Genomic DNA, 18,416 nt, shown 5'->3' with positions numbered 1-18,416 from the left:
GATCGAGCGGCTGTCAGGGCCTGTCAGCTATCGCTTCGGTCAGGTTGGGGCGAGCCGCCATCCGGTCTATATCCGACGCACCAATCTGGAAGAGCCGTCGCCGATGCAGCCGATCATCTCGATCTCCAACCTGTCCAAGACCTATGCCAACGGCTTCGAAGCGCTGAAGAACGTCAGTCTCGACGTCCGCAAGGGTGAGATATTCGCTTTGCTGGGGCCGAACGGGGCCGGCAAGACGACGCTGATCAACATTGTGTGCGGTCTGGTCAATTTGGGCACGGGCAGTGTCAGGGTCGGTGGGCACGACATCGTCGGCGACTATCGCAAGACGCGCTCCATGATCGGGCTCGTGCCGCAGGAGCTTTCGATCGACGCGTTCGAGTCGGTCTTCGCCACCGTCTCCTTCAGCCGCGGGCTGTTCGGCAAGCCGGCCGATCCGGCACATATCGAGAAAGTGCTGAGGTCGCTGTCGCTCTGGGACAAGCGCAAGGAGAAGGTGATGACGCTGTCCGGCGGCATGAAGCGGCGCGTCCTGATCGCAAAGGCGCTGGCCCACGAGCCGGAGGTTCTCTTTCTCGACGAACCGACGGCCGGCGTGGACGTCGAGCTGCGCCGCGACATGTGGGCGATGGTGCGCGGCCTGCGCGACACCGGCGTCACCATCATCCTGACCACGCATTACATCGAGGAGGCGCAGGAGATGGCCGACCGCGTCGGCATCATTTCCAAGGGCGAGATCATCCTGGTCGAGGACAAGGACGTGCTGATGCGCACGCTCGGCAAGAAACAGCTACGGATCGAACTGCGCGAGCCGCTGACGGAACTACCGCCGTCTCTCTCCTCGCACGCGCTGGACCTTGCAGACGGAGGCGACGCGCTCGTCTCCACCTACGACGCCACCGCAGACCGGACAGGCATCAACGCATTGTTCCTCGACCTTGCCCGCGAAGGCATAGCGATCCGCGACCTCGAGACCCGGCAAAGCACGCTGGAAGAGATATTCGTCGGACTTCTGGAGGCCCGCACATGAACCTTCGCGCTGTCCAGGCGATCTACAGATTCGAGATGGCGCGCACTTTCCGCACCATCCTCCAGTCGATCGTTTCGCCGGTCATCTCGACCGCGCTCTATTTCGTGGTGTTCGGCGCGGCGATCGGGTCCCGCATCCCCGAGATCGGCGGAGTGAGCTACGGCGCGTTCATCGTGCCCGGGCTGATCATGATGTCGATCCTGACGCTGTCGATCTCGAATGCGTCCTTCGGCATCTATTTTCCGAAGTTCACCGGCACGATCTATGAACTGCTGTCGGCGCCTGTTTCCCATCTCGAGATCGTCACGGCCTATGTCGGCGCGGCCGCCACCAAGTCGGTGATCATCGGCCTCGTGATCCTCGCAACGGCCGCCTTCTTCGTGCCGCTCAGGATCGAGCACCCGTTTGTGATGCTGCTGTTCCTGGTGCTGACCTCGGTCTCGTTCAGCCTGTTTGGCTTCATCATCGGCATCTGGGCCGACGGATTCGAGAAGCTGCAGGTGATCCCGCTGCTCATCGTCATGCCGCTCGCTTTCCTCGGCGGGACTTTCTACTCGATCGAGATGCTGCCGCCGTTCTGGGAGGCGGTGTCGCTGTTCAACCCGGTGGTCTATCTGGTCAGCGGCTTCCGCTGGAGCTTCGTCGGGGCGGCGGACGTAAATGTCTGGACGAGCCTTGCGATGACAGTGCTCTTCCTTCTCGGCTGCCTCGCCGTCACCGGCTGGATGTTCCGCACCGGCTACAGGCTCAAGAACTGACGGGCTCCGCACGGTCCAGCCGCTCGGCGACCATTTCCTGCAACCGCCACAGGTGCCGGTCGCGGATTCCCAACATGTCCAGGTGGCTTACCGTCGCGTGGAGATATTCGGCCATCGAGCCGCGAAAGCCGCAGGCGGTCGCCAGCACGTCGGCGATTGCCTCGTCGTCGAGCGAGCCGATGTAGCGGCCGCTGTTGCGATTCATCGCAAAGGTGAGCGCCTTCAGCGGCCCGTCCGGCGTCTCGACCCGTATCCAGCGCGGCGGGAAGGCGCTCGGCACCATGCTCATCTCGCGGCGGATGAGCCGATGCATGTTGGCCTCGATCGCCGCGTCGGGCAGGCGGAAGATGACGCCGTTGCACTGGCCGCCGCGGTCGAGCGCCAGCATCAGCCCCGGCTGCTCGCGGTTGCCGCGCCAGCGATAGTCCCAACCGAGGCAGAAGCGCCGCCGCCAGCCGCGCGCCACCGCGTTGCGCTGTTCGGTGAAGTCGAAGTCGGGGTTCCAGATCAGGGAGCCGTAGGCAAAGACCCAGAAGCCGTCATTTGGCGCGCCGGCGATGATTTCCGCGACGACGCGGTCGTAGTCGGCATCGGTCGCGGGCACGAAGCCGGGCAGGAGGTGGATGCCGGGATCGGGCATTTTGCGCGTCGCTTTCGCAACATGCTCCCGGCTCAGCCGCATCTGCCGTTTCGCGTTTCCGTCCATCGCCACCCGACCATCCGAAGCCGTTCACGCGGATCATATCATCGCGTTCCGATCGCGCGCCAGACGGCCGCGCCGGGTCGCCTTGCGGATCGGAGGCGATTTGGCTAAGGAAGCCGCGCGCCGCGGTCCGGGGAGGAATGCGGCGCCCCAACCATTGAGAGCCGAGCCTGGCAGCACGGCCCCGAATCAGGACCTTTCGACCGCCATGGCGCGCATCGTGATGAAGTTCGGCGGAACCTCCGTCGCCGATCTCGACCGTATCCACAATGTGGCGCGGCACGTCAAACGCGAGGTCGACGCGGGCCACGAGGTCGCCGTCGTCGTCTCCGCCATGTCGGGCAAGACCAACGAGCTGGTCGCCTGGGTGCAGAACATGCCCAAGGTCGCGGGCTCCAACGCTCCCTTCTACGACGCGCGAGAATATGACGCCGTCGTTGCCTCCGGCGAGCAGGTGACGGCTGGGCTTCTCGCCATCGCGTTGCAGTCGATCGGCGTCGATGCGCGCTCCTGGCAGGGCTGGCAGATCCCGATCACCACCGACAGCGCGCATGGTGCGGCCCGGATCGCCGACATCGACGGTTCGAAGCTGATCCAGCGCTTCGGCCAGGGGCAGGTCGCCGTGATCGCCGGCTTCCAGGGCATCGCGCCGGACGGGCGCATCGCCACGCTCGGCCGCGGCGGCTCGGACACCAGCGCGGTGGCGATCGCCGCCGCCGTCAAGGCGGACCGCTGCGACATCTACACCGATGTCGACGGCGTCTACACGACCGACCCGCGCATCGAGCCGAAGGCGCGCCGACTTGCCAAGATCTCCTTCGAGGAGATGCTGGAGATGGCCTCGCTCGGCGCCAAGGTGCTGCAGGTGCGCTCGGTCGAGCTCGCCATGGTGCACAAGGTGCGCACCTTCGTGCGCTCCTCCTTCGAAGATCCGGATGCCCCGGGCATGGGCGATCTTCTCAACCCGCCCGGAACCCTCATTTGTGACGAGGATGAAATCGTGGAACAGCAGGTCGTCACCGGTATCGCCTACGCCAAGGACGAGGCGCAGATTTCGCTCCGCCGCGTCGCGGACCGCCCCGGCGTCGCCGGCGGCATCTTCGGGCCGCTCGCCGAAGGCGGCATCAATGTCGACATGATCGTCCAGAACATTTCCGAGGACGGCTCGCGCACCGACATGACCTTCACCGTGCCGCAGGGCGACGTCGCCAAGGCGCTCGCGATCCTCGACAAGGTGCGCGAGACGGTCGGCTTCGACGTCGTCCAGCACGACGATGGGATGTCGAAGGTGTCGGTGATCGGCATCGGGATGCGCAGCCATGCGGGCGTCGCCGCGACCGCCTTCAAGGCGCTGGCCGAGAAGGGCATCAACATCCGCGCGATCACCACGTCCGAGATCAAGATCTCCATTCTGATCGACGGGCCCTATACCGAACTCGCCGTTCGGACTTTGCATTCCGTCTACGGTCTGGATAAGCAGTAGTCTGGAAATATCGATGCGGGTCTGATCACGTCGGCGCGGGAGGCGTCCGGCGCGGTTGCCCGTTGGAGTCCTGACATGCCCGATCACGTGCCCGGCCCGCGCGCGCTTCTGAGACGGCTCCGCGAGCTGATGGCGGAGGCGCTCGACCCGCAAACGCGTCTCGACCGCATCGTGCGCGAGATCGCGAAGAACATGGTGGCGGAGGTCTGCTCGCTCTATGTGCTCAGAGCCGATTCGGTGCTCGAGCTCTATGCGACGGAAGGCCTGAACCCCGGCTCGGTGCACCTGGCGCAGCTGCGCCTCGGCCAGGGTCTCGTCGGCACGATCGCCGCCAGCGCCCGGGCGCTGAACCTCTCCGACGCACAGAACCATCCGGCCTTCGCCTATCTGCCGGAGACGGGCGAGGAGATCTACAACTCCTTCCTCGGCGTGCCGGTGCTGCGCGCCGGCCGCACGCTCGGCGTGCTGGTCGTGCAGAACAAGACCAAGCGCATCTATCGAGACGACGAGGTCGAGGCGCTCGAGACGATCGCGATGGTGATCGCCGAGATGATCGCGGCGGGCGACCTCGCGCGGCTGATCCGGCCTGGCATGGAGCTGGACCTGACCCGGCCCGCGAGCTTCAGGGGCCTGGCCTTCAACGAGGGCGTCGGGCTCGGCCATGTCGTGCTGCACGAGCCGCGCATCGTCGTTACGAACCTGTTCAACGAAGACATCGAGGAGGAGCTGAAGCGTCTCGATGAGGCCCTCGGCTCGCTCAGGCTCTCGATCGACGACATGATGTCCCGCCGCGAGGTGGCCTTCGAGGGCGAGCACCGCGCCGTGCTCGAGGCCTATCGCATGTTCGCCCACGACCGCGGCTGGGTGCGCCGGCTGGAGGAGGCGATCCACAACGGCCTGTCGTCCGAGGCGGCGGTGGAGAAGGTGCAGAGCGACATGCGGGCGCGCATGACGCATATGACCGACCCATACCTGCGCGAGCGGATGAGCGATTTCGACGACCTCGCCAACCGGCTGCTGCGGCAGCTGATGGGGCGGGGACCCGAGATGGTGGCCGCGACCCTGCCGAAGGACGCCATCGTCGTCGCGCGGCAGATGGGAGCGGCGGAACTGCTCGACTATCCGCGCGAGAAGCTGCGCGGCCTGGTGCTGGAGGAGGGCTCGATCACCAGCCATGTGGTGATCGTGGCGCGCGCGATGGGCATCCCGGTCGCCGGGCAGCTCAAGGGCGTGGTGTCGATGTCCGAGAACGGCGACGCCATCATCGTGGACGGCGAGGACGGCACGGTGCAGTTGCGCCCACAGCCCGACGTCGAGGCGGCCTATGCCGAGAAGGTGCGCTTCCGCGCCCGCCGGCAGGAGCTCTACCGCGAGCTGCGCGACAAGCCGTCGGTCTCGAAGGACGGCGTGCATGTCGACCTGATGATGAATGCGGGGCTCGCGGTCGACCTGCCGCAGCTCGCCGAATCGGGCGCGGCGGGCATCGGCCTGTTCCGCACGGAGCTGCAGTTTATGGTCGCGGCGACCTTCCCCCGCGCCGAGGCGCAGGAGCGGCTTTATCGCGACGTGCTCGAGTCGGCGAAGGGCAAGCCCGTCACCTTCCGCACCATCGACATCGGCGGCGACAAGGTGCTGCCCTATTTCCGGGGTGCCGCGCAGGAGGAGAACCCGGCGCTCGGCTGGCGCGCGATCCGCCTGACGCTCGACCGGCCGGGCCTGCTGCGCACCCAGGTGCGCGCGCTGCTGCGCGCTGCCGGCGGCGGCGAGCTGCGCGTCATGCTGCCGATGGTGACGGAGCTGGGCGAGATCGCGCAGGCGCGCGAGATCATCGACCGGGAGGTGCGGCACCTGTCGCGCCACGCCTATCTGCTGCCGACGACCCTGAAGGTCGGCGCGATGGTCGAGGTGCCGGCGCTGCTGTGGCAGCTCGACGAGCTGATGGAGGCGGTGGATTTCGTTTCGGTCGGCTCGAACGACCTGTTCCAGTTCGTGATGGCGACCGACCGCGGCAATGCGCAGCTGTCGGATCGCTTCGATCCGCTCTCGGTGCCGTTCCTGCGCGTGCTCAAGCAGATCGCCGACGCCGGCGCGCGCGCCAACACGCCGGTGACGCTGTGCGGGGAGCTCGCCGGGCGGCCGATCTCCGCCATGACGCTGATCGGGCTCGGCTACCGGTCGATCTCGATGTCGCCGGCCGCGATCGGCCCCGTCAAGGCGATGCTGTGCGAGCTTCAGGTCAGCCGGCTCGAGGAGCTTCTGTCCGCCGCGCTCGCCTCCGGAGGCGCCTTCCGTAATCTTCGCCGCGACCTGCAGGCCTTCGCCGCGGAAAACAGCGTCCCTCTCTGAGCCACACCATGACCGAATTGCCCACGGAACGACTGGACCAGGTCGTCAAGCGCTACGAGATGCTGGAGGCCCAGATGGCGGCCGGCGTCGATCCGGATGCCTATGTCAAGCTCTCGTCCGAATATGCCGAAATCCAGGACATGGCGTTGAAGGTGCGCGAATTGCGCAAGGCCGAGGCCGACAAGGCCGGCATCGAGGCGATGCTTGCGGATGCTGCGACCGACAAGGAGATGCGCGAGCTCGCCGAGGCCGAGATCGACGAGGTGAACGAGCGGATCGAGCAGCTGGAGAAGGCCATCCAGATCCTGCTCCTGCCGCGCGACACGGCGGATGAGCGCAGCGCCATCCTGGAAATCCGCGCCGGCACGGGCGGCGACGAGGCGGCCTTGTTCGCGGGCGACCTGTTCCGCATGTACGAGCGCTATGCCGCGTCCAAGGGCTGGAAAGTCGAGCTGGAGTCCGCGAGCGAGGGCGAGAAGGGCGGCTACAAGGAAATCATCGCCTCGATCTCCGGTCGCGGCGTGTTCGCGGCGCTGAAGTTCGAATCGGGCGTGCACCGGGTCCAGCGCGTGCCCGACACCGAAACGCAGGGACGCATCCACACCTCGGCCGCAACCGTGGCGGTGCTGCCGGAGGCGGAAGAGGTCGACGTCGAAATCAAGCCGGAAGACGTTCGCCTTGAAACCCTGCGCGCGTCGAGCGCCGGCGGCCAGCACGCCAACACCACCGATTCCTCGGTGCGCATCACGCATATTCCGACCGGAATCGTCTTGCTGCAGGCAGGCCGCTCGCAGCACCAGAACCGCGCCAAGGCCTTTCAGATCCTGCGCGCCAAGCTCTACGACCTGCAGCGCAGCAAGGCGGATTCGGATCGGTCGGAATCGCGCAAGGCGCAGGTCGGCTCCGGCGACCGCTCCGAGCGCATCCGCACCTACAACTTCCCGCAGGGGCGGCTGACCGATCACCGCATCAACCTGACGCTCTACAAGCTCGACCGGGTGATGGAGGGCGACCTCGACGAGGTGATCGACGCGCTGACGGCGGACCACCAGTCGAAGCTCTTGGCGGAGTTCGGGACGAATTGAGCGGTGTGGCCCGCATCGCGACCGATTATTTGGAGATGTCCGCGCGTCTGACGACCCCCCTCTGGCCTGCCGGCCATCTCCCCCTCAAGGGGGGAGATTGGAAGCTTTGGCCGCGTCGCCTTCTCTTCAGCCTCGGAGTTTGGCGAAAGCCGATTCGAGGGAGAATCTCCCCCCTTGAGGGGGAGATGGCCGGCAGGCCAGAGGGGGGTATCGGGCCGTCCAACTGCCGGTCGACGTGCGCCGGCTGGCGAAGCTCATGACCACCCTTGCCGCCCTCCACCGGATCGCCCGCGCACGGCTTTCCGACGCCGGTATCGTCGATGCGGCGCTGGATGCGCGTATTCTCGTCGAGGATCTGACCGGCACGACCCGCACAGATCTCCTGGCGCGGCCGGAGATGGACGTTTCGGCGGAAGCTGCCGAAAAGCTGGCGCTGGCGCTGGCGCGGCGGGAAGCGGGGGAGCCGGTGCATCGCATCCTCGGCGCGCGCGAGTTTTATGGGCTCAGGCTTTCGCTTTCACCCGACACGCTGGAGCCGCGACCGGACACCGAGGCGCTGGTGGATCTGGCGCTGCCTTTCGTGACATCGGTCTGCGAGGAGCGTGGCGCGTGCCGCCTCCTCGACCTCGGCACCGGCACCGGGGCAATTCCGCTGGCGATTCTTTCAGCGGAGCCCCGCGCCAACGTCGTCGCGACCGACATCGCGCCGGGTGCGCTGGAGACGGCGAGGGCCAATGCCAAAGCGCTCGGGCTGGCGGAGCGAGTGGAATTCGTAATGTCGGACTGGTTCGGCGGGGTCGACAGCGTGTTCGATCTGATCGTTTCGAACCCGCCCTACATCCCGTCGGCGGAGATCGCCTCGCTCGCGGTTGAGGTTCGCTCGTTCGATCCGCTGCGCGCGCTCGACGGCGGGGCGGACGGGCTCATGCCCTATCGAACCATCGCGCGCGACGCCGGAGGGCACCTCGCGCCGGGTGGCGCGGTCATGGTGGAGATTGGAGCGGGGCAAGGGCCGGACGTGGCGGGCATCTTCGCGGAACAGGGCTTCCGTCAGGCCGGCTCCCGGCGCGATCTCGGCGGCCACGAGCGGGCGCTCTCGTTCCTGCGACAATGACCCGCGCAAGAAAAGGCTTGCATCCCAATGGAATGTCGCTACGTTTCTGTCACCGGACAAGACGTAGCAGGCAGTGCCGTTGTCGATTCGGTTCCCGTTGAAAACAAACTGCCTCCATGCGTGAGCGATGCTTGGTGCGTCGCGTGGGGAACGTCCGGACAGGTTTGAACCGGAAACAGAATGGATGGCGGCGGCGTTGATACAGGCGCCCGACCGTCGGAAACAAGGCGACAGACCAGGTCCCTCCCAGGCCGGCATGTCGTGTTTCGCAACATCTCCAACAAGAGTGTCTAATGAGGCCACAACAGCAGAACAGGCGCATGCGCGGCCGTAACAACAACAATAACAATAACAACAATCAGAACCGCAAAGGCCCGAACCCGCTTACCCGCAGCTACGAGTCGAACGGCCCGGATGTGAAGATCCGCGGCTCGGCCCAGCAGATCGCCGAGAAATACATGCAGCTCGCCCGCGACGCGCAGGGCGCCGGCGACCGCGTCATGGCGGAGAACTATCTGCAGCACGCCGAGCATTACAACCGCATCATCGCGGCCGCCCAGGCGCAGATGCCGCAGCAGTTCAACCGCGACCAGCGCGACGACCAGGACGACGACGAGGACCAGGACAGTCCGGCTCCGCAGCAGTCGTTCGAGCCGCAGCGCCAGCAGAACGACGGCACCGGGCCGCAGCCCGAGATCGCCGGCATTCCGGCCGAGGTGGCGCTGAACCCCGAGGCTTCGGGCGAAGATCAGTCGCGCGAGCAGCGCGCACAGCCGAACGGCAATGGCGAGTCGCCGGAAGGCGAGGAGGCTGCGCCGCGCCGCGCCCGCCGTCCGCGCCGCCGCAGCCGTGACTTCGCCGCCCGCGAGGACGGGGCAGGGGAAGGCGCCGAGGCGGAAGCCGCGCCCGCGGCCGAACCGGCCATGGCATCGGAGCCGTCCGACGAGGCGGCCTGACCGCAGCCATCGCGCACGGAAAAGCATCAGCCGGCGGGCAGGGGAAACCCTCCCGCTGGCTTTTTATTTGACCTTCGTCAAGGCGTCTTGAGAGGTCGAACGGGCATACCCATATCCAGCCGATCAGAGCCTGCCGCATTTGGGGGTTCGTCATCAGGCCGATCCGGCGCCTTGAAGGGCCGGGGAGGGAAGGAGACACATATGAACATCGAGAAGTATTCCGAGCGCGTCCGCGGCTTCATCCAGTCCGCCCAGACGCAGGCGCTTTCGCGCAACCACCAGCAGTTCACGCCCGAACACCTGCTCAAGGTCCTCGTCGAGGATCCGGAGGGCCTTGCTGCGTCGCTGATTTCCCGCGCCGGCGGCGATCCGCGCGCCGTGCTTGTCGCGGTCGAGGGTGCGCTCAACAAGCTGCCCAAGGTAGAGGGCGGCAACGGGCAGCTCTATCTGTCGCAGCCGCTGGCCAAGGTTTTTTCTACTGCCGAGGAGATGGCGACGAAGGCGGGCGACTCGTTCGTGACGGTCGAGCGGCTTCTGACCGCGCTTGCGGTGGAGAAGTCGGCCAAGACCGCTGACATCCTCGCCAAGGCGGGCGTGACCGCGCAGGCGCTGAACGCCGCGATCAACGACATCCGCAAGGGCCGCACCGCCGATTCGGCCTCGGCCGAGCAGGGGTATGACGCGCTGAAGAAATATGCGCGCGACCTCACGGCGGATGCCCGCGCGGGCAAGCTCGATCCGGTCATCGGCCGCGACGACGAGATCCGCCGCACCATCCAGGTGCTGTCGCGCCGCACCAAGAACAATCCCGTTCTCATCGGCGAGCCGGGCGTCGGCAAGACGGCCATCGCCGAGGGCCTGGCGCTGCGCATCGTCAACGGCGACGTGCCGGAGACACTGAAAGACAAGAAGCTGATGGCGCTCGACATGGGCGCACTGATCGCCGGCGCGAAGTATCGCGGCGAGTTCGAGGAGCGGCTGAAGGCCGTGCTCAACGAGGTCACCTCGGCCGAGGGCGGCATCATCCTGTTCATCGACGAGATGCACACGCTGGTGGGTGCGGGCAAGGCGGACGGCGCGATGGATGCGTCGAACCTGCTCAAGCCGGCACTTGCGCGCGGCGAGCTGCATTGCGTTGGCGCGACCACGCTCGACGAATACCGCAAGCATGTCGAGAAGGACGCGGCTCTTGCGCGGCGCTTCCAGCCGGTCTTCGTCAACGAGCCCTCGGTCGAGGACACGATCTCGATCCTGCGCGGGTTGAAGGAGAAATACGAGCAGCACCACAAGGTGCGCATCGCCGACTCCGCGCTGGTGGCCGCAGCCACGCTGTCGAACCGTTATATCTCCGACCGCTTCCTGCCCGACAAGGCGATCGACCTGGTCGACGAGGCCTCTTCGCGCCTGCGCATGCAGGTCGATTCGAAGCCCGAGGCGCTGGACGAGATCGACCGCCGCATCATGCAGCTGAAGATCGAGCGCGAGGCGCTGAAGCTGGAGAAGGATGAGGCCTCGAAGGACCGCCTGTCGAAGCTGGAGAAGGAGCTCGCCGGCCTCGAGGAGGAGTCCGATGCGCTGACCTCAAAGTGGCAGGCCGAGAAGCAGAAGCTCGGTCTCGCGGCCGACCTGAAGAAGGAACTGGACGACGCCCGCAACGAGCTGGCGATCTCGCAGCGCAAGGGTGATTTCGCCAAGGCGGGCGAGCTTGCCTATGGCCGTATCCCCGAGCTGGAGAAGAAGCTTGTCGAGGCCGAAGCGCAGGACGGCAAGGGCGGCATGGTCGAGGAGACCGTGACGCCGGACCATGTCGCGCACATCGTCTCCCGCTGGACCGGCATCCCGGTCGACAAGATGCTGGAAGGCGAGCGCGAGAAGCTTCTGCGCATGGAAGACGAGATCGCCAAGCGCGTCGTCGGCCAGGGCGAGGCGGTGCAGGCCGTGTCCAAGGCCGTGCGGCGTGCCCGCGCCGGCCTGCAGGATCCGAACCGGCCGATCGGCTCGTTCATGTTCCTCGGCCCGACCGGCGTCGGCAAGACCGAGCTCACCAAGGCGCTCGCCTCCTTCCTGTTCGACGACGAGCAGGCGATGGTGCGCATCGACATGTCGGAGTTCATGGAAAAGCACTCCGTGGCCCGGCTGATCGGCGCTCCTCCCGGCTATGTCGGCTATGACGAGGGCGGCGCGCTGACCGAGGCGGTGCGCAGGCGGCCTTACCAGGTCGTGCTGTTCGACGAGGTCGAGAAGGCGCATCCGGACGTGTTCAACGTGCTCTTGCAGGTGCTGGACGACGGTCGCCTGACCGACGGCCAGGGCCGCACGGTCGACTTCCGCAACACGCTGATCGTCATGACGTCGAACCTCGGCGCCGAATATCTGGTCTCGCTGGGCGAGGACCAGGATGTCGACGCCGCGCGCGACGAGGTGATGGCGGTGGTGAAGGCATCGTTCCGGCCGGAGTTCCTGAACCGGATCGACGAGGTGATCCTGTTCCATCGCCTGCGGCGCAAGGACATGGGCCAGATCGTCAAGATCCAGCTCAAGCGGCTCGAAAAGCTGCTGGAGGACCGCAAGATCACGCTCGACCTCGACGAAGAGGCAATCGAGTGGCTGGCCTCCAAGGGCTACGATCCCGCCTACGGCGCCCGCCCGCTGAAGCGCGTCATGCAGAAGGAACTGCAGGATCCGCTGGCCGAGAAGATCCTGCTCGGCGACATCCGCGACGGCGCGCGCGTGGTGGTGACGACGGGCTCCGACCGGCTGAACTTCCGGACCGGGCCGCAGAGCGTGAAGAACGAGGCCGAAGCGGCCTAAGGCCTGACGGCAACCCAAAAATGGACGCCCCGCGTGCAAGCGCGGGGCGTTTTGCTGTGTTGGGGCCCTATTCGGCGGAGTGTTTAGGCTGCGCGGCTTCTCATCCGGCGCCGGCCCTGCTAACGGGGGCCGCTGTCGCCGGCTGTCCGGCAGCAGCCGACCCCTTGCCATCCTGACCGATCATCTACCGCAGGAGACTACCCGTGAGCGAGCCGACCGTGGCCGAGGCCATCGAGAGCATCTATGGATCGCTGCAGGCGAACAATGAGGATCTCGACATCCATATCGCGACCTTGAAGTCGGCCATGGCACGCGAGGGCGTCAAGGAAGCGATCTTCGATCCTGCAAAGCTCGCCCAGGGCAACCGCTCGGGCCGCAAGCTGATGCAGGCCTATTTCCGCCAGCGCGGCGTGAAGGTGGCGTTTTCGGGCTGAGGGATCGGCCTCCTCGCAATGTGAAGCTTCTCATATTCGGGCGTCCTGACCATTCCTACCGTGACGTGATCGCTTTGCACGGGCCGCCGCATCGTCGTGGCCCGGCATCCGGTCACGCGACTGAACGGCACAGAGGAGTAGCCACCATGGCCAGCAAGACCATCGCATTCGACCTCACCGACGCGAAGCCCGAGGAGATCGCGAAGTTTCGCAATCTCGCGATCGCCAACGTCATCCAGCCCATGATCGGCGGCGACGAGCTCGCCTCGCATGACCGGCACTATTCGAACCATTCGAAGGACAAGGCGATCTCCTTCCTGCTCACTGCGGAAGAAGTCGTGCTGCCCGCGCAGCTGTTTTCCGAGGTCCAGGGCGCGAAGAAGCTCGCGGCCAAGGACTTCGTCAAGCGCATCCGCTGAGCGGGGGCCGGCATGGGCTCCGCTCCGGTGGTCAACTGGGCGATCCTCAAGATCGCCCAGCGCTGCAACATCAACTGCACCTATTGCTACGTCTACAATCGCGGCGACACGAGCTGGCAGGGCCGTCCCGCCGTCATGTCGGACGAGATCGTGATGGCGGTGGCGCGGCGGATCCGGCGGCAGGCCGAGGAATTCGGCCTCAAGGAGTTCCATGTCGAGCTGCACGGCGGCGAGCCCCTGCTCGTCGGCCGGCGCCGCTTCGAGGCGATCTGCGCGATGCTGAAGCAGCACGCAGGCGTCGAGTTGCGCTTCCACATGCAGACCAATGGCCTATTGCTCGACAGGGCGTGGCTCGACCTGCTCGACCGTCTCGACGTTTCCTTCGGCATCAGCCTCGACGGGCCGCCCGAGCTTCACGACCGCAACCGCGTCGATCATTTCGGGCGCGGCACCAGCGCGCGGCTCACCTCGATCCTGCACGATCTTTCGACGGAACGAAGCTTCCACCGCCTGTTCGGCGGTATCCTCTGCGTCGTCTCCAAGCCGCTGCCGCATGGCGGCGAACTGCTCGACTGGTTCGTGCGCAATGGTGTGCGCGATATCGACTTCCTGCTGCCGGACGGCAACCATGCCAACCTGCCGGGGCCGGATTTCGATCCGGCCGACTTCGCCCGCTTCTGGATCGAGGTCTACGAGCGGTGGTCGTCCTACGGGCAGGCGGCGCCGCGCATCCGCACCTTGCGCACGCTGCTGCGCGGTCTCGTCGGCGAGAAGTCCGGCATGGATGCGCATGGCGGGGATCTGAGGACCATGCTGGTGGTCGAGACCGACGGCTCGATCGGCATCTCGGATGTCGGCCGCATCTGCGCGCCGCTCAACGAGGACGTCCACCACGTGCTCACGCATGAATTCCGCGCCCATCAGGAGCGCGAGGACATCGCGCTCATGCAGCGGCTGCCGGCGAAATGCGCCGACTGCCGCTGGCTGCCCGCCTGTGGCGGCGGCTACCTGCCGCACCGCTTCACCGGCGAGGACTTTTCGCAACCTTCGATCTACTGCGACGTCTGGGATGCGCTGCTCGAGCGCATGGCCGGCGAGATCGCGACCGAACTGGAGAGGATCAATGTCGGACCAGGATTTTCGGCTTCTCGAACCGCTCATCGACCTGCGGCCTAAGCCCATCTCGACCATGGTGCGCGGGCTGGAGGCGACCCTCGCGCCCCGCACGCGGGCCTATGTCAGCGAGCTTTTGCAGCCGCTGCGCAATGTGACGGACATTTCGCCGGCACGCGAGGCGCTGATCGCCAACGATCCCTATTTCATCGGCGCCTCCTACAGCCGCCTGCGCTTCGACCTCGACGAGGTCGTCGCCAATCTGGAGGTGCTGATGGCGATGCCGGGCGAATCGCTGATGCAGTGGGACGGCGCGGGCGTGGCACCGATCGTCGTCTCCAGCGGCCACGAGGCGGAGCGGGCGACCTATGCGGACGCCTATCCCGCCTCGTCGGCGCTGGTGCGGCGGGTGAAGGACGTTTTCGCGGCGATCATGGACGGGCCGGCCTATGGCGCGATCGTCGCCGGCGGCACACGCCGCCTGGCACTCGCGCCCAACTGCGTGGGATCGAGCAGCATCTCGTCGCTGCCGGGTTACTCGATGGTGGGCGTGGGCGAAGAGGCGCGGTTCGACAATCCGCAGGTGAACGGGCTGATCCATGAGGCGGTGCATGGCATCATGTTCCTCGCCGAATGCGCCACCGGCCGGCAGCTCGTCCACGAAACCGGTCGCGCGCCGATCGTCTCGCCCTGGTCGGGCAATCCGCTCGATCCGTACCAGTTCGTCCAGGCGCTGGTGGTCTGGCACGTGCTGCTCTCGTACTGGGACGAGGCGGACCCCGACAGCGACGAGCGCCGCCGTGCCGCCAAGGGCTTTCGCGACGCGCAGGGCGACCGTGGTGCGCAGCGCGTGCTCGACGCGATCGAGGAGAACGTCGATCCAGCGTTCCTGGCGATCCTGAGGGCCTGCGACGAGGCGTCGGCGGCGCGGGCGTGAGAGGGCGGGTTCCGCGTCATCAGGTTCGCTTGCGCCGGGGCGCTGGTCAGCTTGCGCCGCGGGTCCGCTTCAAGGCCTCCAGCAGCAGTTCCTGCACGAGGCTCTGAAGCGCATCGGTTGCGGTCCGCACCTCCTGCATTGCGCGCCTGGCTTCCGTCTCATCCAGCGGGGCAGCCCTTGCCGTCGCGGCCAGCTTCTGACGCGCCTGCCGCAGATCGCGCAGCGCCGCGCGAGTGCGCGGCCGGTTTTCGCGCAACAGGCGGCGAAACTCGGCGCGCACTTCGGCCGGATAAGCACTGCCGATGCTCTCGGAAAGCACAGCCAAGCCGCCGCCTGCGCCGATGCTCCGCGCGACGAAACCGAGAAGAAACCCGTTCGCGATCACGGACAGGGCGAGTGCCGTGACGAGCACCAATTGCAGCGTGGACCGGCGGGTCATAGCAAATCCTCCTGACCGACGTTTCCCGGCCAATCGATCTCAATGTCCGTCACCGCCGGTTCGCCGGTCGCAAGAGCGAGCAGCGCCCGATCGATCTGCCAGAGGTCCGACCCCGCTGCCGAATAACCGGCTATGCCGGCCGCGACCAGAACGATGGCGAATCCGGCCGCCGCGGCGGGAAGCCGCCATGACGGCATCATGAGAGGGAATCGGAAGACGGGCCCACGGTCGATTCGCGCCAGAACCTTTCGCGCGATCGCCTGCTCGTCCGTTTCCGCCAGCGCGGATTCGAGAACGATCCGATCGAGGCGAGCGTCGCTGCCGATGTCCGCTTCCCCGGGTTCCCGCGCAAGGAACAAGTGCGCCTCCTGCCTGTAAGGCGCGGGCCAGGCGGCGATATCGTCGCCGAAGCGGCGCTTCAGGCTCTCAAATTCTTCCTCGGTCATTTGGATGTCCCTTTGCGATCCCCGTCTGTCTGCTGCGTTCTTGCCAGGTGATCCCTCAAGCCCCTTCTGCCCCGCACGAGCAACTGCTCGACGGAGCCGGCGCTGGCGCCCATGACATGGGCTATCGCCGGGACGTCGAGGTCGGCGACGGCGCGCAGCAACAGGGCCATGCGCTGCCGCTCCGGCAGGCGCGACAGGCCATTGCGGACGACCGCGAGTTCCTGGCGCGCGCCTACAAGCGCGTCGGCGGTCGGCTCGTCGCCGGCGATTGCGTCCTGCACGTCGTCGAGGCCGATGAAGGCGCGAAAGCTACGCCTGCGGCGCGCGTCGATGCAGCGGTTCGCCGCGATGCGATAGAGCCATGTCGTGGCCCGGCCTTTGGCGGGGTCGAACCGACGGGCGTGTTTCCATGCCGCGACGAACACATCCTGCACGATGTCCTCCGCATCCGTGGCACTTCCAAGATAGCGGGCGGCGAACAGGCGCAAGCCTCGCCCCTGACGATCGATGAGCCGCACCAGCGCGCCATCATCGCCCAAGCCGACCCGGACGAGGAGATTGTCATCCTCGCGAAGCTCGCGCCGCCGTTCATCGCCGAAATCTTCCCCACCGCTCACGCTGGCCCTGACCTCCGGCGGCAGTTGCGGTTCCACTCAGCGATGCCGGCGGCAACCCTTGCGGGGATGGTCAAGCCGAGTGCGACCAAGCGGAACTGGAAAGAGCGTTTCACCGGGACCTGAACTCCTTCCCGCCAGCGAACGAGAAAAGTGTCGTTGTCGTCAACCGCCACGCCCGCCGAGGAGGCCACGCATCATCACGAATTCGGCAGCCGAGAGCCGGCCGTCGCCGTCGCGGTCGGCCAGGTCGAACAGGAGGGTCCGGGCGCCGAACTCTTCCCTGGAGGTCGCTCCGTCGCCATTCGTGTCCATCCGCCGCGACTGATTGGCCAGCCGTGCCTGCGCGGCGACGGCGCGATCCATGATGACATCGCGCAACTCCTCGATTTCGTCGGCATCGAGCTTGCCGTCGCCGTTGCCGTCCAGTCTTTCGAACAGGCGATCGCGCGCCGCCACGATCTCGTTGCGCGAGACGAACCCGTCGCCATCGGTGTCAAGGCGATCGAGACGCGTCGTTGGCATCGTCGCCTGGGCCCAGAGGGCGTCGCCAGACCGATCATGAAGGCAGCAAGCGCCGCTGATACAGGTCGCATGACTGATATCCCTTTCGTTTCCATGAGCCGCTCCGAAGCGGTCATCCCTCCATACGCGTGGAAGGGCCCCCTCCTACGCTCGCGTGGAAAATACTGTCGCCGCACCGACGCTGCCGGGCGACAGGAAATCATTCGCCTTAAGCGTAGGAGCACACGTTCGGCTGCGTAGGACGATGCAGACAGGGTCGCGACGGCCCTATTGCATAGAGGATACGCATGAAAACGAAGCTCCTTCTCCTCGCCCCGCTTCTGCTCGCTGCGAGTGGCGCCTGGGCCTCCGACGTCCAGAATGTCCGAAAGATGTTCCGAAAGCTGGATGCGAACGGCGATCGGGCGATCCAGTTCTCGGAGGTACAAGTCGCGCGGGGCGTATTCTTCGACCGGCTCGATGCAAATCGCGACGGGTTTCTCGACACGGGCGAACTGGACGCAGCGGCGCGACGGCTGGAGGACCGGCGAAACATCGCAACGGACTCGGCCGACGATATGGCGGCGCAAGCGACGCAGATGGATACCAACCGCGATCGCCGCATCTCGCGCGAGGAATTCTCAACGTTCGTTCCCGACCGGCTCAGGCTCGCGGACGCCAATGGCGATGGTTCTCTGTCCCTCTCAGAGCTGAGGGCGCTTCGGCAGCGATAGTGCCCGGCAAACCGACTGACAGGAGAAAATCATGAAACTGAAACTGACCTTCGTCGCCCTGGCGGCGCTCATCTGGTCCGGCGTGGAGGCAGCGGCAAGCCCGGGCCTCACCACGGCGACCGTCAACATGCGGGCCGGTCCCAGCACCCGGCACGCCGTCATCGTCGTCGTCCCGTCCAGCCAATCGATCACAATCGTCGGCTGCCTTCCCGGCTCGTCCTGGTGCGATGTCGTCTGGGCGGGACGTCGGGGCTGGGTGTCCGCCAGCCATATCTATTATACGGCGCCGGGCTATTCCGTGCCGGTGACGACTGTGTACCATCGTGTTCCGGCCGCCTCTCCCTGGGTCGATGCTCGCCGCGACGCGCGGGTGGAATACCGCGTCCATCGGCGTATGGACCGCCGATGGGATCGCTGGACCGGAGACTGATCGCAACGACGCGACCAGCCATCCGCTCTCGAGGCCCCTGTTCCCTCCACCGTCATGATC

The 18,416-nt window shown here is 66.3% G+C and carries 19 protein-coding genes; 14 read left to right on the top strand and 5 right to left on the bottom strand.

All coding sequences use genetic code 11. The features are described from left to right. Positions 1-103: 103 nt before the first annotated feature. A complete protein-coding gene (locus B9Z03_RS25800; protein WP_085466845.1) occupies positions 104-1,030 on the top strand; it encodes an ABC transporter ATP-binding protein in 927 nt (308 codons plus the stop codon). Further along, positions 1,027-1,788: an ABC transporter permease gene (locus B9Z03_RS25795; RefSeq protein WP_085466844.1), complete on the top strand. Its 762-nt coding sequence runs from the start codon at positions 1,027-1,029 to the stop codon at positions 1,786-1,788. Before B9Z03_RS25800 ends, B9Z03_RS25795 begins: the two co-directional genes overlap by 4 nt. Here B9Z03_RS25795 and B9Z03_RS25790 read toward each other — a convergent pair. Further along, positions 1,778-2,494: a gamma-glutamylcyclotransferase gene (locus tag B9Z03_RS25790; protein ID WP_176247687.1), complete on the bottom strand. Its 717-nt coding sequence runs from the start codon at positions 2,492-2,494 to the stop codon at positions 1,778-1,780. The genes B9Z03_RS25795 and B9Z03_RS25790 overlap by 11 nt on opposite strands. A 205-nt stretch (positions 2,495-2,699) precedes the next feature. On the opposite strand from B9Z03_RS25790, the gene B9Z03_RS25785 reads away from it, so the two are divergent. The 10 genes from B9Z03_RS25785 (at position 2,700) to B9Z03_RS25740 (ending at position 15,189) form a co-directional block, all read left to right on the top strand. Further along, complete coding sequence (locus B9Z03_RS25785; RefSeq protein WP_085467869.1) at positions 2,700-3,974, top strand: aspartate kinase; 1,275 nt, start codon at positions 2,700-2,702, stop codon at positions 3,972-3,974. Between the two features lie 75 nt (positions 3,975-4,049). Further along, positions 4,050-6,320 carry a phosphoenolpyruvate--protein phosphotransferase gene (ptsP, locus tag B9Z03_RS25780; RefSeq protein ID WP_085466843.1) on the top strand — a complete coding sequence of 757 codons (2,271 nt, stop codon included), beginning with the start codon at positions 4,050-4,052 and terminating at the stop codon, positions 6,318-6,320. Positions 6,321-6,328: 8 nt separating this feature from the next. Continuing rightward, on the top strand, positions 6,329-7,405 hold the full coding sequence (gene prfA / locus B9Z03_RS25775) for a peptide chain release factor 1 (RefSeq protein WP_085466842.1): 1,077 nt from the start codon (positions 6,329-6,331) through the stop codon (positions 7,403-7,405). A 256-nt stretch (positions 7,406-7,661) separates the two neighbouring features. After that, complete coding sequence (gene prmC / locus B9Z03_RS25770) at positions 7,662-8,519, top strand: peptide chain release factor N(5)-glutamine methyltransferase (protein ID WP_085466841.1); 858 nt, start codon at positions 7,662-7,664, stop codon at positions 8,517-8,519. Between the two features lie 320 nt (positions 8,520-8,839). Beyond that, the gene (locus tag B9Z03_RS25765; RefSeq protein WP_432417015.1) at positions 8,840-9,475 is read left to right on the top strand and encodes a DUF4167 domain-containing protein; all 636 of its coding nucleotides are present in this window, start codon (positions 8,840-8,842) and stop codon (positions 9,473-9,475) included. Between the two features lie 201 nt (positions 9,476-9,676). Beyond that, on the top strand, positions 9,677-12,286 hold the full coding sequence (gene clpB / locus B9Z03_RS25760) for an ATP-dependent chaperone ClpB (protein ID WP_085466839.1): 2,610 nt from the start codon (positions 9,677-9,679) through the stop codon (positions 12,284-12,286). A 203-nt stretch (positions 12,287-12,489) separates the two neighbouring features. After that, complete coding sequence (locus B9Z03_RS25755; protein WP_085466838.1) at positions 12,490-12,720, top strand: hypothetical protein; 231 nt, start codon at positions 12,490-12,492, stop codon at positions 12,718-12,720. A 146-nt stretch (positions 12,721-12,866) separates the two neighbouring features. Then, positions 12,867-13,139 (top strand): hypothetical protein, encoded by a 273-nt coding sequence (locus tag B9Z03_RS25750; protein ID WP_085466837.1) that lies wholly within the window; start codon positions 12,867-12,869, stop codon positions 13,137-13,139. Positions 13,140-13,151: 12 nt separating this feature from the next. After that, complete coding sequence (locus tag B9Z03_RS25745; RefSeq protein ID WP_085466836.1) at positions 13,152-14,315, top strand: radical SAM protein; 1,164 nt, start codon at positions 13,152-13,154, stop codon at positions 14,313-14,315. Continuing rightward, on the top strand, positions 14,263-15,189 hold the full coding sequence (locus B9Z03_RS25740; RefSeq protein ID WP_085466835.1) for a hypothetical protein: 927 nt from the start codon (positions 14,263-14,265) through the stop codon (positions 15,187-15,189). Before B9Z03_RS25745 ends, B9Z03_RS25740 begins: the two co-directional genes overlap by 53 nt. 46 nt (positions 15,190-15,235) lie before the next feature. On the opposite strand, the gene B9Z03_RS25735 is transcribed toward B9Z03_RS25740, so the two are convergent. From B9Z03_RS25735 to B9Z03_RS25720, 4 genes are all read right to left on the bottom strand, one after another. Continuing rightward, positions 15,236-15,628, bottom strand: a complete 393-nt coding sequence (locus B9Z03_RS25735) for a periplasmic heavy metal sensor (RefSeq protein WP_085466834.1) — start codon at positions 15,626-15,628, stop codon at positions 15,236-15,238. Beyond that, on the bottom strand, positions 15,625-16,074 hold the full coding sequence (locus tag B9Z03_RS25730; RefSeq protein WP_139832393.1) for a hypothetical protein: 450 nt from the start codon (positions 16,072-16,074) through the stop codon (positions 15,625-15,627). The genes B9Z03_RS25735 and B9Z03_RS25730 overlap by 4 nt, the downstream gene beginning before the upstream one ends. Further along, on the bottom strand, positions 16,071-16,727 hold the full coding sequence (locus B9Z03_RS25725) for an RNA polymerase sigma factor (RefSeq protein WP_244561845.1): 657 nt from the start codon (positions 16,725-16,727) through the stop codon (positions 16,071-16,073). The genes B9Z03_RS25730 and B9Z03_RS25725 overlap by 4 nt, the downstream gene beginning before the upstream one ends. A 126-nt stretch (positions 16,728-16,853) precedes the next feature. Further along, entirely contained in the window at positions 16,854-17,213 is a 360-nt protein-coding gene (locus tag B9Z03_RS25720; RefSeq protein ID WP_085466832.1) for an EF-hand domain-containing protein, read from the bottom strand. A gap of 287 nt (positions 17,214-17,500) precedes the next feature. Between B9Z03_RS25720 and B9Z03_RS25715 the strand changes: the two genes are divergently transcribed. Then, a complete protein-coding gene (locus B9Z03_RS25715; protein ID WP_085466831.1) occupies positions 17,501-17,926 on the top strand; it encodes an EF-hand domain-containing protein in 426 nt (141 codons plus the stop codon). A gap of 31 nt (positions 17,927-17,957) precedes the next feature. Beyond that, entirely contained in the window at positions 17,958-18,356 is a 399-nt protein-coding gene (locus B9Z03_RS25710; RefSeq protein WP_085466830.1) for an SH3 domain-containing protein, read from the top strand. Positions 18,357-18,416 lie beyond the last annotated feature (60 nt).

The sequence above is a fragment of the Mesorhizobium australicum genome, assembly GCF_900177325.1.
Classification (GTDB): domain Bacteria; phylum Pseudomonadota; class Alphaproteobacteria; order Rhizobiales; family Rhizobiaceae; genus Mesorhizobium_A; species Mesorhizobium_A australicum_A.
This window is presented reverse-complemented; position numbering and strand designations above follow the sequence as displayed.